This window comes from Paenibacillus canaveralius (assembly GCF_047238265.1).
Lineage (GTDB): Bacteria > Bacillota > Bacilli > Paenibacillales > NBRC-103111 > Paenibacillus_F.
The window spans coordinates 3629121-3643577 of record NZ_JBDFMM010000001.1; the positions used below are offsets into that span (position 1 = coordinate 3629121).

Annotated in this window: 13 protein-coding genes and 1 pseudogene; all 14 read right to left on the bottom strand. The window is 52.7% G+C overall.

Annotated elements, in window-relative coordinates; translation table 11 throughout:
- Nucleotides 1-256: 256 nt before the first annotated feature.
- Nucleotides 257-1510: a competence/damage-inducible protein A gene (locus tag ABC395_RS16260; protein ID WP_413004695.1), complete on the bottom strand. Its 1254-nt coding sequence runs from the start codon at nt 1508-1510 to the stop codon at nt 257-259.
- A gap of 62 nt (nt 1511-1572) precedes the next feature.
- Entirely contained in the window at nt 1573-1713 is a 141-nt protein-coding gene (locus ABC395_RS16265; protein ID WP_413004697.1) for a hypothetical protein, read from the bottom strand.
- A 54-nt stretch (nt 1714-1767) separates the two neighbouring features.
- Nucleotides 1768-2355 (bottom strand): CDP-diacylglycerol--glycerol-3-phosphate 3-phosphatidyltransferase, encoded by a 588-nt coding sequence (pgsA, locus tag ABC395_RS16270; protein ID WP_413004699.1) that lies wholly within the window; start codon nt 2353-2355, stop codon nt 1768-1770.
- Nucleotides 2355-3683, bottom strand: coding sequence for a 30S ribosomal protein S12 methylthiotransferase RimO (rimO, locus tag ABC395_RS16275; protein ID WP_413004701.1), 1329 nt, complete (start codon nt 3681-3683; stop codon nt 2355-2357). The genes pgsA and rimO overlap by 1 nt, the downstream gene beginning before the upstream one ends.
- A 127-nt stretch (nt 3684-3810) precedes the next feature.
- Nucleotides 3811-4302, bottom strand: coding sequence for a YajQ family cyclic di-GMP-binding protein (locus ABC395_RS16280; protein WP_042233112.1), 492 nt, complete (start codon nt 4300-4302; stop codon nt 3811-3813).
- Between the two features lie 42 nt (nt 4303-4344).
- On the bottom strand, nt 4345-5232 hold the full coding sequence (locus tag ABC395_RS16285) for a helix-turn-helix domain-containing protein (protein WP_413004703.1): 888 nt from the start codon (nt 5230-5232) through the stop codon (nt 4345-4347).
- A gap of 52 nt (nt 5233-5284) precedes the next feature.
- Entirely contained in the window at nt 5285-6049 is a 765-nt protein-coding gene (locus ABC395_RS16290; RefSeq protein ID WP_103993866.1) for a DUF3388 domain-containing protein, read from the bottom strand.
- A gap of 92 nt (nt 6050-6141) precedes the next feature.
- Nucleotides 6142-7008: a hypothetical protein gene (locus ABC395_RS16295; RefSeq protein ID WP_413004705.1), complete on the bottom strand. Its 867-nt coding sequence runs from the start codon at nt 7006-7008 to the stop codon at nt 6142-6144.
- A gap of 79 nt (nt 7009-7087) precedes the next feature.
- A complete protein-coding gene (locus tag ABC395_RS16300) occupies nt 7088-7339 on the bottom strand; it encodes a DUF3243 domain-containing protein (protein ID WP_103993864.1) in 252 nt (83 codons plus the stop codon).
- A gap of 115 nt (nt 7340-7454) precedes the next feature.
- Nucleotides 7455-8210: an elongation factor P 5-aminopentanone reductase gene (gene ymfI / locus ABC395_RS16305; RefSeq protein ID WP_413004707.1), complete on the bottom strand. Its 756-nt coding sequence runs from the start codon at nt 8208-8210 to the stop codon at nt 7455-7457.
- The gene (gene yfmH / locus ABC395_RS16310) at nt 8207-9493 is read right to left on the bottom strand and encodes an EF-P 5-aminopentanol modification-associated protein YfmH (RefSeq protein WP_413004709.1); all 1287 of its coding nucleotides are present in this window, start codon (nt 9491-9493) and stop codon (nt 8207-8209) included. The genes ymfI and yfmH overlap by 4 nt, the downstream gene beginning before the upstream one ends.
- The gene (gene yfmF, locus ABC395_RS16315; protein ID WP_413004711.1) at nt 9490-10776 is read right to left on the bottom strand and encodes an EF-P 5-aminopentanol modification-associated protein YfmF; all 1287 of its coding nucleotides are present in this window, start codon (nt 10774-10776) and stop codon (nt 9490-9492) included. The genes yfmH and yfmF overlap by 4 nt, the downstream gene beginning before the upstream one ends.
- Nucleotides 10777-10911: 135 nt before the next feature.
- A pseudogene (gene sleB / locus ABC395_RS16320) lies at nt 10912-11716 on the bottom strand (spore cortex-lytic enzyme).
- A gap of 136 nt (nt 11717-11852) precedes the next feature.
- A complete protein-coding gene (locus tag ABC395_RS16325; RefSeq protein ID WP_413004713.1) occupies nt 11853-14447 on the bottom strand; it encodes an FtsK/SpoIIIE family DNA translocase in 2595 nt (864 codons plus the stop codon).
- Nucleotides 14448-14457 lie beyond the last annotated feature (10 nt).

The following is a 14457-nucleotide window of genomic DNA, read 5'->3' on the forward strand; positions in this document are numbered from 1 at the left end:
ATCATACCTTCTTTTTTACCCGTTGCCAAGTATTTTTTCGAACATACATTCGTTTTTTTTGTGACGGCCCTCTAACCCCGTCCGGAGAGGAATTCCAGCAGAAAGCTTCTCTTGTTTAAAGGGAAACGGCGCTCCTTTCGGTCCATGCGCGGAAAAAATAAAAACCGCAGCAAAGACAAATTCTTCGCTACGGTTCTTCCGTTAACATTCTTTTATTATACCTTAAAATTTGCGGTTTTTCAACAAAAAACGCCGGTCAGCCGTCGGTTTTTACAAGTTTCCAAAGCTGGTGCAGCGCCGTTTTGGCCGCGCGCATCTTGATCGTCTCCCGCAGTCCGGGAAGCTGGAGCTTCTGAACGTGAATATCTCCGTGCCTGCAGCCGACTCCGACATAGACAAGCCCGATCGGTTTGCCTTCCGAGGTAGTCGGACCGGCAACTCCCGTGACGGATACGGCATAATCCGCATTCGTGCGCTCCAGCAAGCCTTGCACCATCGCTTCGGCCGTTTCGGCGCTGACCGCTCCGGGAGCATCCTCCCCTTCGAGCATTTCTACGGGAACGCCAAGCATACTGTGCTTCATTTCGTTGGAGTAAGAGACGACTCCGCCCAGAAATACGGAGGAACGACCCGGGATAGAGGTGATCAAATCACTCAAGAGTCCGCCGGAACAGCTTTCGGCCGTCGTCAGCGTCTGATTCCTCGATTGAAGTATCGCCAGCACCGCTTCCTCGATCGGGATGTCCTCTTCCGCATACAAATGCTCCCCTACGCGGCTGCGGATTTCCCGCTCGACCTTCTCCATCTTGCGGAGAGCTTCTTCCTCCGTGTGCGCCTTCGTCGCCAGACGGATCGTTACCTCCCCCTCCTTGGCATAAGGCGCGATGGTCGGATCCGTCTGTTTCTCGATGAGATCGAACAGCTTGTGTTCCAGAGAGGACTCCCCGATCCCGGCAAATTTGAGCATCTTCGAGTACAAAGGCATCTCGTCGGTCATCAGCCCGCTCAGCCAGTCCTTGGCATAACGCTCGAACATCGGCTTCATTTCTTTCGGCGGACCGGGAAGGAGCAGATAACGGGTTCCATCGTGGTCCAGGCCCAGTCCGACGGCCAGTCCCGTGTCGTTCGGCAGGGGCTCCGCTCCTTCGATCATGTTCGCTTGCCTGGAATTGCTCTCGACCATATGAAGCCCTTGCGACTCGAACAATTCACGGATTTTGGCCATCGAAATCTCGTCCATATAAAGGCGGCGGCCGGTCATATCGGCCAGCACGTCCTTCGTCAAATCGTCCAGAGTCGGGCCGAGTCCTCCCGTCGTAATAACCAGATCGGCCCGATTGCCGGCCTGTTCCAGAGCTTCCCGGATGCGGGCAGGGTTGTCGCCTACGACGGTCTGGAAATACAGATCGATGCCCAGCATCGCACACTCCTGCGCCAAATACTGAGCGTTCGTATTTAAAATCTGCCCCAGCAGAAGCTCGGTTCCGACGGCAATTAATTCTGCTTTCATGCGATAAATCCCCTTTCATCTATGTGGGCTGCTTTCATGTGAACTTCCAGTATTGCAAACTTTCATTTACGGAAAAACATATCTTTCCGCTTCGCCCGCGAAATGATAAACGGCGAATCCGCCGGTTTGTCCGTTCCTCCGCTTGTCCCCTGGACAACTCCGTTCGCTGCAGGGGACTTGAACATCCGGATTGTATTTCCCATCCAATCAATCCTTTGCCCCGCAGCTTGTTCCCGGAGACGAAGAAAACACAGTATCTACTGTGTTTTCTCGGAAAAATCGATAACATGCTTATTTTTAATGAAATAATCGAGCCCGGAGTACACCGTAATAATCGCGGCAATCCAGCTTGCGATCAAATCGAACGGGAAGTTGATAAACGCGAACGGGAAGTTGTTGATAAGCAGCGCGATAATCGCCGTGATTTGTGCCGCTGTTTTAGCTTTACCCCATTTGCTCGCTTGAATAACAGCCCCCTCCAGAAGCGCGATCTGCCTCAGCCCGGTAACGGCCCATTCGCGGCTGATGATGACGATCACGATCCATGCGCCCAGTTTGTCCATCTCGACAAGGGACACCAGTACTGCGGTTACAAGCAGCTTATCGGCCAGCGGATCCAGCAGTTTACCGAGATTCGTAACGAGCTTTCTCTTGCGGGCGATGTACCCGTCCAGACTGTCGGTGCTCGCCGCTATGATGAAAATGAGCGCCGCGATAATCTGGTTGTACGTGATGGAAAACGTCTGAATCTTAATATGCGGAAACTGGATGTTCACAAGCAGGAAAAACATAATAATCGGGACCAGGAATATTCTGGCAAGTGTAATTTTGTTGGCTAAATTCATTATGCGATAACCTCCCCGGAGAGGTCGAATTCAAAGGAGTGGGTAACACGCACTTTTACAACGCCGCCTATTCCGATATTCTTGCCGGTTACAAAAACTTCCCCATCGATTTCCGGCGCATCGTATTGGGAACGGCCGACATACACATCGCTGCGGCCGTCATAACGTTCGATAAGCACATCCACCGCTTCGCCCAGCCTGCGGCCTCCGCGCCGGTTGGATATCTCGCGCTGGAGCTCCATCAGAGCGGCCGCGCGGTATTCTTTTACGTCGTCCGGCAACTGGCCGGGAAGACGGGACGCGGGTGTGTCTTCCTCCATGGAATACGTAAAAACCCCAAGCCGGTCGAACTGGACATCTTTCACGAACTGCACCAGATGTTCGAAATCTTCTTCCGTTTCGCCGGGAAATCCGACGATAAGCGAAGTCCGCAGAGCCGCATCCGGCATTCTTTTACGGATTTTGAGAATAAGTTCCCGGGCGTCCTTCTCCCTGCCGGGACGTCTCATCCGTTTAAGGACGGCGTCGGAGCTGTGCTGAAGCGGCATGTCTATGTATTTGCATATCTTCGGATTGGCTGCCATCGTTTCGATCAGCTCATCCGTAAAAAATCCCGGATAGGCATAATGCAGCCTTACCCACTGGATTCCTTCCACTTCGCTCACCCGGTTAAGCAGTTCGGGAAGCATAAACTTGTCGTACAGATCCGTTCCGTAATTGGTGGAATCCTGGGCGATAAGGCTGACCTCCTTGACCCCTTGCGACGCCAGCAACCGTGCTTCCGAAATGACGGATTCCATCGAACGGCTGCGGAACTTCCCCCGCATAATCGGAATGGAGCAGAACGTACAAGCGTTATCGCAACCCTCGGCGATTTTGACGTAAGCGGTATACCGGGGAGTGGAGACCTTGCGCGGAAGCGCTTGCTCATAATTAAACACCGGATTCCCGACATAGACCGGCTTCTTCCCTATCAAGGCTTCGTCAATAATGGCATTGATATTGTGAAAATCGCCTGTTCCCACAATTCCGTCAATCTCAGGCATTTCTTTCATCAGTTCTTCTTTGTACCTCTGTGTCAGACACCCCGAAACAATTAGCGCTTTCAACTTGCCGGTTCTTTTAAGATCGGCCATATCCAAAATGGTATTAACCGATTCTTCCTTTGCGGCATCGATAAATCCGCACGTATTTACAATGATCACGGTGGCTTCTTCGTTCTTCTCGACCACGCTGTAGCCCCGCTGATCGACCAGTCCGGACATAATCTCGGAGTCCACCAAGTTTTTCTCACATCCAAGCGTTACTACTCTAACCTTTTCCGTCATGCTGAAACCTCCAAACGTCGTAGCAAAGCCATCGTTACAAGTATAATACATCGCTAATCCGAGTGTCAAAATAGGGAAACCCTCCGATATCCGCGGGAAAACCGGGACACCGGAGGGCTGTTTTTGTTTATCTGAAATTGTCAAACTGCAGATCGATAGGAAGGTCGGCGCCTTTCAGCATTTGAATCACCTTCTGCAAATCGTCTCTGCTTTTGCCGGTCACACGGATAGAATCTCCCTGAATCTGACTCTTCACCTTGAGCTTGGAATCCCGGATCATGATGTTAATTTTCTTGGCGATATCCGCTTCAATCCCTTGTTTCAGCTTAACGCGCTGGCGGACCGTTCCCAGGGAAGCCGATTCGATTTTGCCGTATTCGAGATTTTTGAGGGCGATACCCCTTTTTGCCATCTTGGCATGAAGGATATCAATCACGTTCTGAAGCTTAAAATCGTCGTCGGAAAGAAGAACGAGTTCTTCTTTTTCCAAGGTGATCTCGCTTTTGCTGCCCTTAAAATCGAAACGGGTTTCGATTTCTCTTTTGGCCTGCGTAATCGCGTTGTTCAATTCCTGCATATCCAGCTTGGATACGATATCGAAAGAGCTTTCCGAACTCATTTGGCTTCGTCCTCTCCTGAGTTTTAGTACGGTACTACGTTATTAAGGCTGCGGCTGCAGCGTAATTTTAATATTTTTAGGGTTGGAGGCGTCTCCGACGTTGAGCTCCTGCCCGTTTACGGTAATTTTAGCGGCGTTGGCCGCGCCTACACGAATCTGTGCGGTAGTCGTCAGGGAGAATGTCTCCGTTTCGCCCTGCTTCAGAGTCCCCTGCTTCTCCATCTTCTTGCTGTTGTTCGGGAAACTGTCGACTCTGTACCAGCACTGTGTCCCTGCCGCCGTCACGGTAATGTCGAGTTTGCCGCCCACCGCCGTGTAATTGTCCAGACTGCTGCTGCTGTTCACAAGCGTCAACGCGCCTGCTGGCGGGGTCGGAGTCGGCGTAGGGGTCGCGCTAGGCGTCGGTGTAGGAGCCGGCGAAGTTGTGCCCGCCGTGTTCCCTCCGTTGCCCGGAGTAGGACTCGGAGCGGCCGTCGCGTTGGGATCCGCTGTATCCGTCAGCCTGTTGGGCTCATTAATCGCACCCGAGCTGTCCCCTTTGTTGTTCATCACGACGAAATAGTACACGATGGCCGCAATCAACAGCACGAACGAAACGACCATAATGGTGGACGCCCATTTGCTGAGTCTGTCCGTGCTTCTCGCTGAACTACGGCGCGGTGTGCGGATCGTTTCGACCGTAGGCTCCGGCGGAGCAGCCGGAACCGTGCCCTGATACATGTTCAGAACTTCGTTCGGATCGAGACCGACCGCTTCCGCATAGCTTTTGATAAAAGCCCTCACATAAAAACTGCCGGGCAAAACTTTATAATTTTCCTCTTCAATTGCTTCGAGGTATCTGGTTCTGATTTTGGTTACTTCCTGTAGATCCTCAAGAGACATTCTCTTTTCCAATCGGGCCTGCTTCAATCGCTGACCGAGTTCCGACATGTTCTCACCTCCGTAAATTCAGTGGGTCCTTCCCCTTTAGACGAGTGAAACCTCAAAATGGTTCTGTGTTGTACGTAAAACTGTCATAGTTGATCTCTTCGTCGGGACTGTTGCGCAGTTCGATGATGTAATTGAAATCGTTGTAGGTATAGTGGGATTCTTTAATAAAAATATCCGGATGCTCGATTACTTTGGTAGAAGGCATCGCCATGATTTCCTGAAGCAGCGAGAAGTGTTTCTCATTGGAACGGATGGTGGAAACGATTCCGTCAATGATAAATACGTTGTTCAAGGAGATTTCATCCTCGGAAAGCTGGCTGCGCACGGTCTGCCTCAATAAAGTGGACGACACGAACGTCCAGCGTTTGTTCGAGCAGACGCTGCCCGCAATGATGGATTCGGTTTTGCCTACACGCGGCATTCCGCGAAGCCCGATCACCTGATTGCCCTCGCGTTTGAATACTTCACCCAGAAAATCGACCAGAAGTCCGAGTTCGTCTCTTGTGAAACGGAACGTTTTCCGGTCGTCGGAGTCGCGTTCTATGTACCGGCCGTGTCTGACGGCAAGAATATCAACCAGTTTCGGGGTTCTGAAGGCGGTTATGGTGATATTATCCACCTTTTTTAACATTTTACCCATTAACTCGATTTTTTCATCATCATTGGTTTGAAGCAGCATTCCGCGTGTGCGGTCCTCTACCCCGTTAATCGTCACAATATTAATATCGAGCATCCCCATGAGAGAAGCGATATCCCCCAGAAGACCCGGACGGTTCTTATGTATTCGGTATTCCATGTACCATTCTTTAATTTCCAAAACGTAAGCACCTCATTTGCCATGGCACGAATTAGACATTCCGAAGTTATTATTCTACAACGTTTGACAAAGTCCTGCCAACTTCTTTGTAACTACGACTTTTTTAGAAACTGGAATTGTTTCATTTCTTCCGCAGAATAGGTCTCTATACCCGGCTTCCAATCCCCTTGAATCATCCTGTTTTGCTCCTTGGCCATAACGGCTTCCCAATTCACTTGTACGGCAAAAGATTGGTCCAGCGGCACGATGGGAATTCCCAGCGACTTTATTTTCTGCTGATCCGTTTTCTGAAGAGCGGTGTACTGGATGATCCAGCTTGAACGATGATCGGAGGCTTGCTTTTTGAGCTGCTCGAACCATTCGGGACTGCTGTCCGTGTTTACGGTATGACCGGATAAGCCGGAAGGGGATAAACCTGAGGGTATGGGAACCGAAGTTTTTGTTACCCACTCAATGGACTTTCTTTTGTCCGCCTGTTCTTTGACCCAGCCGCTCATCGCCTGTTCGATCATCGCATGATCCACATCGCGAAGGACCGTGTTAGGCGGGGGCGTTCTCTCCGCCTGCATTCCGGGATCTTCCATACGGTCCGCAAGCAGGACGAATTTCTGATTCTTGAGCCTGGCCGCCTCTGCCGAGGCTTGGGGTGCAAGACTGCTGCCGATTACAACGACATAATCATAGCGTTTTGAATCCAGCTGTTTGCCCAGGGCGCTGTCAAAGGCCGCGTCCTGTTTCCACTCCGAAGTGAGCCCGCTGCCGCTTCTCCATTTGGCGAGTGCCGCCGCAACGCTCGTTTTCGTTTCGGGCGCCACATCCGGGGCCGTTACGACCAGAACCGAATGCTTGGACGCCAGCTGCTGTTCGGTGATCGTCGGAAGCCCGCGAGTCCCGCATGAAGAAAGCATAACCGTGATGACTGGCAGGAAAATTGCATATTTTGCCCGCGAGAAACTCATGATACCGATCCTTTCGTGAAATGATGGCATGGAAAAGCCCCGCAGTGAAGTGGGGCTTTTCTCATGTACATCATCTATTCTACTCTTTATTCACCAGTTTGACCATTAAACGCGCCATAACCTTGCGTTCGTTCTCGTCACCTGCGTCCCAGAGTTCTTTGAGCACGCGCTCTTCGCGGTTTTCCGGATCCACTTTATCGGCCAGGAACTCACCGATCTGGAAAGCAAGCTTGGAGATCTTCTCGTCGTTCAGACCTGCTCTCTCGGCTTGGTCCACCCGTTCAGCCAAAAATTCTTTCCATCTGTCAAACACTGTAAGTACCGTAGACATGGGTCGGGCCTCCTTTGGATTGTTAGGATGAGAGGAACACCTGTAATATCTGCATCCGGACAATCTAATATTCCCGCAAGGCCGCTCAGACCCTTGGTAATTAAGGGAATACCGCTTAAGTCAGCCAGCCGCCGTTGGGGCTGATAATCTGGCCCGTGATGTAACCGGACTCCGGCAGAGCCAAGAAGTACACCAGCGAGGCGATTTCGTCGGGCGCCGCAAAACGGCCGGCGGGTATTTCGCTTGCAATCGCTTCTTTCTCCGCGTGGTCGAAGCCGGACATCATATCGGTATCGACCGCTCCCGGCGCAACCGCGTTGACGGTGACCCCGGAAGGAGCGAACTCCTTGGCCAACGCTTTCGTAAACGCGTTGATGCCGCCTTTTGCCGTGGAGTAAATGACCTCGCAGGATGCGCCCGAAATGCCCCAGATGGAAGACACGTTAATAATCCGGCCGTATTTCCGCGAGATCATCCGTTCCATAAAAAGCTGGCTGCACAGAAAGGTTCCCTTCAAATTAATGTCCATAACACGGTCCCAATCCTCTTCCGTCACATCGGAAAGGAGCCCGTAATGGGAGATTCCCGCGTTATTGACCAGCACATCCGGCATAAATCCGCGCTGCTCCATTTTGTCGCGCATCGCGACAATCTGTTCCTTCGAATTCAGATCCGCGGATACCGTCATGACTTTCGCCCCATGGTTCATACATCGGCGCGCCACTTCATTCGCGGATTCATGTGATTGCAGATAATGGATCACCACGTTCATGCCCAGCTTGGCAAACCGTTCGGCGACGGCCGCTCCGATACCGCGGCTGCCGCCCGTTACGAGGACCGTCTGCTCGGTAAACGGCCGGAGCCCCGTCACGGACGCTCGCTTCGCACGAGCGAAACGGCAAAGCGGCTCCAGTCAAAGTGTTCGCGGAGTCTGGACTCCGCCTCTTCCTTGGTGATCGATTCGTAAACTTTCAAAATGTTAAACATATCGGCACCTTTAAACAGATACCGGGTGAATTCATTCGTGATAGCCTCGGGAGAATTAAGCATCCGCAGGAATCCGCCGATTTTTTTTCTGCGGCTCCGTTCGAAAGCTTCTTCGTCAAGCCCTTCCGCTTTAGCGCGGTCCAGCTCTTCACGGATACGGCTCAGCAGCAGATCCGGATCTTTCGTATCCCCGCCCATCGCGGAAAACGCATACTCCGGAGATGAATTATACTCATGGCTGAAGCTGTCCGAAATAAGCCCTTCGTTATACAGCTTCTGGTAGATCGGGGAGCTTGCGCCCAGCAGGACTTCCAATACCAGTTTCGTCGTGAGCTCTCTTTTGAGGATGGCGTCTCCTTCTTCCCCGAGAGCTTTTTCTTTAAAACCGAACAGGCATTTAGGCAGAGATACCGGTAAAACCGTCTCTTTCCGCTCCGTTTCGACGGCTTCCGGCTCGGTCTCGAAAAATCTGCGGATCTCGCCCTGTGGCTTGAACGTTTTGGCCGCCTGATTGGCCCGGATATGGGAGATCACTTCTTCGGGATTTACCCCGCCAGCGATAAAAACCGTCATATTGCTCGGGTGGTAGAACGTGTGGTAGCAGTCGTAAAGCATATCCTTCGTAATCTCGGTAATGGACGGAATGGTCCCTGCGATGTCGATCCGCACCGGGTGTTTGCTGTACAAGGCTTCGATCAGGCCGTAATAAGCTCTCCAGTCGGGATTGTCGCGGTACATGTTGATTTCCTGCCCGATGATGCCTTTTTCCTTCTCCACATTTTCTTCCGTGAAATACGGATTTTGGACAAAGTCGATCAGGGTGGTGATGTTCTCCATAATCTGGCCCGTAGCCGAGAAAAGATAAACCGTTCTCTCGAAGCTCGTAAACGCGTTTGCGGAAGCTCCGCGGGATGCGAACGTGGCGAAAACGTCGCCCGTAGGCTCCTCGAACATTTTATGCTCCAGGAAATGGGCGATTCCGTCCGGCACGCGGATTTCGGGCCCGCCTTCCACTTGAAAATGGTTATCGATCGACCCGTAGCGGGTGGAAAACGTCGCATACGTTTTTTGGAAGCCTTCCTTGGGCAGCACATATACGTGAAGGCCGTTCGGAAGCTTTTCTTCATAGATGGTCTCGTTTAAGTGAGGATAGGGAATGACGTTCACTTGGCTTCCTCCTTTTCATCCCTCAAGAAATAGATGGTGTCCAGGAATACTCCCTCGGCCGCCTGCTGAATCTCTGCGATGCTTGTGTTCGTCACTCCGTCGATCAGCTCTTGCGCCGTGCGCTCTTTGCCCGACAGGACGGCATTGAAATCAAACGCGATCTGCTCGAAGGCGGAATCCTGCATTTCCCGCAGCTGATTGGCGATCATCGCTCTCGTCTGGCTGAGCTCGATATCGCTGATAAAGCCGGTTCTCATGTCTTCCAGCTGCTTGCGGATAATATCAACCGCTTTCTCGTAATTCTGCATTTCGATCCCCGATTGGATCGTCAGAATGCCTTTGTGCCCGTCAAGACGGGAAGAAGCGTAATAAGCGAGGCTCGCTCTTTCGCGCACGTTCAAGAACAGCTTGGAATGCGGATAGCCGCCCAGAATGCCGTTATACATAAGCGCTGCGGGATACGCGTCGTCTCCGTACGTAATCGGTGTGCGCAGACCCATGTTCAGCTTGCCCTGCGTAACGGGGAACCGTTCCACGACAACGTTGGTCTCCCCCGTCCGGCGCTGAGGCGCGGTACGCGTGTAGCGGGGATTCTCTTCCCTTTCCAGCCGGAACGAACGGCTCACGATGTTCTCGACTTCCTGGAGGGTGGTGTTGCCGACTACGTACAGGTCGATCGGCGCTTCCGCCAGCCATTTTTTGAAATAGGCAAAAAGAGATTCCGGGGTAGAAGCGGGAATATCTTTCAGCTCCCCCAGCGGATGCAGCCGGTACGGCTCATCTTTGCACATTTCGGCAATGCAGCGTTCGGCGGCAAAACGGATTTTATCGTTAATGATCGATTCGATCCGCTTGCGCAGCGTTTCCTTCTCGGAATCCACATACTTGGAAAGAAAAGCGTCTCCTTCGGACGCCGGCTTCGTAATGGCTTCGCCCAGAAACGAAAGGGCTTTCTCCAAAAGAGATTCGGGGGAAGACACGAACCGGTCGTTGATCACATCCATGCGGAATTGAACGATCTGGTAATCCCCGCGCTTGTAAATGTCAAAACCGAAACCCGCTCCGTAGAGATCGTCGAGATGTTCGCGGAACTGTTTCGTATCGGGATAGCTCTCCGTTCCTCTTCTAAGAACAAAAGGGATCAAAGCCGTTTGCGTCACGTCTTCCTCGGAAAGGGGACGTCCTATGTAAGCGGAAATGGCGAATGTTTTATAGCGGTCCGTTGGCAGCACATGCAGCCGGATCTGCCGCAGTGTACTCCGTTCAAACTGTTGAGTGCTCAATGCTGTCGTTCTCCCTTCACAACCGTCTTGGGTCTAAACTATTCGGTTCTTCAAATGGCTATACCCATTATATTCCTTCATAAACAGAAGAAGCAACCGAGCGGTCACTTCCTCTGTCGTTCTGTTCAGTTCAGCTTATTTGCAGAAAATATGCTTGCCGATAGTTTTCACCTGCGGACGTGTCCAAATCCATTTGGACGTGGCCGTTTCGGGGTTAAAATAGTATTCGCAGCCTCCGGTAGGGTCCATGCCGTTGATAGCGTCCCGGACTGCTTTTTTGGCGTTCTCATTCGGCGTAAGCCAGATTTGGCCGTCCGCTACGGCGGTAAAAGCTCCGGGCTGGAAAATCACGCCCGACACGGTGTTGGGAAAGCTCGCCGAATCCACGCGGTTCAGAATGACCGCCGCAACGGCCACCTGCCCGATGTAAGGCTCGCCGCGGGATTCGCCGTAAACGGCATTGGCCATCAGATCGAGGTCGGATTTGGAAAATCCTTTGTGCGTCGTCGGCGTCAGATTCGAACCGGGAGCGGCCGTACCGCCGCCGCCTTGGTTCCCTTGACCGGCCGGACCTGCCGCGTTGCCTGCATTGCCTGCCTGACCGGCTTCAGCCGCCGTCGGCTTCCAGTCTCTTGGTGGCTTCCCACAGCTTTAACTTCGTTTTGGGGCCTACATGGCCGTCCACTTTCAAACCGAACTCGCTTTGAAACCATTTGACGGACCGGAGTGTTCTCCAGCCGTAATCGCCGTCTACGGTCCCCGTGTAAAATCCCAGAAACTTGAGTCTTCCCTGCAGCTCGTTGACATCGGAGCCTTTGGCTCCATAACTGATGAGATTTTTGCTGAAGGTAGCTTCAGTCGTGAAGTTCTGCTTAATCTGCAGAGCCGCAAACAGCGTAAATACGACGCAAACCGTGATGGCGATCAATCGTTTGTTCATGCGTTTATTCATGCTCCATTATCAACCTTTCTCTCATGATGACTGGCTGTTAGTGATTATTATGAGAAAGGAGGAAACGTTCTATGCACCAAAAACGCCCTGCCGTAAACCCGGCAGGGCGTTCTTAAAGCTTGAATCAGGAACTCATGCGATTGTGCTGGAACTGCTCCATCGAAATAAGCACTTCACGCGGCTTGCTTCCTTCATGCGGCCCGACGATTCCATTCGATTCCATGGAATCGATGAGCCGTCCCGCGCGCGCATAGCCGATGCGCATCCGTCTTTGGAGCAGGGACGCCGAAGCCTGCTTGGCTTCGATGACGATCTGCACGGCCTGATCGTAGAGCTCGTCGCCGAACTCGTCCTGCTGCTCCGGCTGCTCTTCCACCTGGGGCACCATATCTTCCCGGTAATTCGCTTCCTGCTGGGTCCGGACGAAATTGACCACCGTTTCGACCTCCTGATCGGAAAGGAAAGCCCCCTGGACACGGACGGGCTTGGACGCTCCGACAGGCAGGTAAAGCATATCGCCCCGGCCGAGAAGCTTCTCGGCCCCCACCATGTCCAGAATCGTCCGCGAGTCGACCTGCGAGGATACGCCGAAGGCGATACGCGAAGGAATATTCGCTTTAATAACGCCGGTGATGACATCCACGGACGGGCGCTGGGTCGCAATGATGAGATGGATTCCGGCCGCACGTGCCATCTGGGCAAGCCGGCAGATGGCATCCTCCACATCGTTGGCCGCCACCATCATCAGATCGGCCAGCTCGTCCACGATGACGACGATGTACGGAAGCGGAGCTTCCGTCCCGTTCTCGATCAGCATGGCATTGTAGCCTTCAATGTTCCGCGTACCGCTCTTGGAGAACAGCTCGTACCGCTTCTCCATTTCGACGACGACCTTTTTCAGGGCAAGAGATGCCCTTCTCGGATCGGTGACGACCGGTGCCATAAGGTGCGGAATCCCGTTATACACATTGAGCTCGACCATTTTAGGGTCGACCATCAGAAACTTGACTTCGTTGGGCTTCGCTTTGTAAAGAATGCTTGTGATAATCCCGTTAATACAGACGGATTTACCCGAGCCCGTAGCGCCCGCGACGAGCAGATGGGGCATCTTCGCCAGGTTGCCGACAATCGGCTGTCCGGAAATGTCCCTGCCCAAGGTTACGGACAATCTGGAGCTCGCTTCCTGGAAAGCGGATGTCTCCATTACCTCGCGCATCGTAACGACGGATACCTCCGAGTTCGGCACTTCGATGCCGATCGCGGATTTGCCGGGAATCGGCGCTTCCATCCGGATGTCTTTGGCGGCCAGGGCAAGTGCGATATCATCCGTCAAGCTGACGATCCGGCTTACCTTCACCCCTACGTCCGGCTGAATTTCATACCGGGTTACCGCAGGCCCGCGGACAACTTCCAGCACCTTCGCACGTACGCCGAAGCTTTCCAGCGTCGCTTCAAGCTTGCGGGCGTTCGCTTTGTAATCCGCCATCTCGGAGCCCTTGCCGGCAGCGGGCTTCGAAAGAAGCGTCAAAGACGGCAGGTCGTAAGGCGGGAGAACCGGCGGCACGGCGGCATCACCCAGCTGAAGATCTTCCATAGCTTCAAGCGGCTCATCGGCCGGAATCTGCTCTGCGTCGGCAGACGGAGACGCTTTTGGTCCCACGACCGCAGCCGTTCCTGTCACGCCTCCGGGCACCGGAGCGGAAGGGACAATCTTTTCTTCCTTCTGCACCTGCTCTTGAAAGTCCCGGAAAACGGTGGAAAATTCACGTTCGGCCTGCGGTTCATCGTTCATATCCAGCGAAGCGGAATTCAGGGGCGGATCGACTTTATAGACGACCTTCTCCTCGGGATGAGCGCTGCCGGCACCGGATACAGCCAAGTCGTCCTCATCGAAATCGTCATCCTGCCGAGGGCCGGGCTGCTTTAAAAGCTGGAGGAAACGAGGTTTCTTCCTCTTCGGGTACGGGCGGTATACTTCCTCGTCGAATTCGTCGTCATACGGGAAGTCAGGTTCTTTGTAGGTTCGTTCGCTTTTGCTTGCGGAAACGGGGGCCTTCCCTTTTGATTTGGCAGCCGGGGAGGATTTGGCTTTACCGCGCTGCATACTCTGGAATTTCTTTTCCAGCAAGGTAAAAAAATGTTGCCCGCGCGCGCGCAGTTTCTGCACGGCTTCCACGTAAGACAAATTGGTCACCAGAATGAGCCCGATCGCAAATAAGGCGAACTGCACTAGACGCGCGCCCATGTTGTCAAACAAAAAGTACAGCAGGCTGTAGACGATCGCTCCGATCATTCCTCCGCCCACATCGTTCAATAAAATTTTGCCGTTGGCGGGCTGGAGACCCTGCTTCAAAGCTTCCCATGTTACCGACAAAATCGTTGTCGCTTGATAGTCGCCTTCAAGAAAAAGAGCTTGGAATAAATTAATATGATTCATGACAAGAAGACCCGTCACAATTAACAAAACCCCGGTTTTGCGGGTTGTCCATCGTGAGGGCCAGGAACGCTTCACCATAACATGCAGTGCTATGTATATGCAGATCAGCGGGATGAGAAAATCCCACGTACCGATGAAAAAGCGGCAAACGTAATGAAACGAACGTCCCACATGACCTTCCCTGGCCAGTGCAATGACCGAGAAAATCAGGATTAAAATACCGTACAGTTCAAACATGAGATTAGTCTTGACCGTCTTGCTTTTCTTACGGCGTTTTGCCACTCTATTCCAC

Bases quoted from the DNA above. Each gene is read 5' to 3' on its own strand.
- ABC395_RS16260 (WP_413004695.1), bottom strand. From the start codon at position 1,510: ATGAAAGCAGAATTAATTGCCGTCGGAACCGAGCTTCTGCTGGGGCAG.
- ABC395_RS16265 (WP_413004697.1), bottom strand. From the start codon at position 1,713: ATGGGAAATACAATCCGGATGTTCAAGTCCCCTGCAGCGAACGGAGTT.
- pgsA (WP_413004699.1), bottom strand. From the start codon at position 2,355: ATGAATTTAGCCAACAAAATTACACTTGCCAGAATATTCCTGGTCCCG.
- rimO (WP_413004701.1), bottom strand. From the start codon at position 3,683: ATGACGGAAAAGGTTAGAGTAGTAACGCTTGGATGTGAGAAAAACTTG.
- ABC395_RS16280 (WP_042233112.1), bottom strand. From the start codon at position 4,302: ATGAGTTCGGAAAGCTCTTTCGATATCGTATCCAAGCTGGATATGCAG.
- ABC395_RS16285 (WP_413004703.1), bottom strand. From the start codon at position 5,232: ATGTCGGAACTCGGTCAGCGATTGAAGCAGGCCCGATTGGAAAAGAGA.
- ABC395_RS16295 (WP_413004705.1), bottom strand. From the start codon at position 7,008: ATGAGTTTCTCGCGGGCAAAATATGCAATTTTCCTGCCAGTCATCACG.
- ABC395_RS16300 (WP_103993864.1), bottom strand. From the start codon at position 7,339: ATGTCTACGGTACTTACAGTGTTTGACAGATGGAAAGAATTTTTGGCT.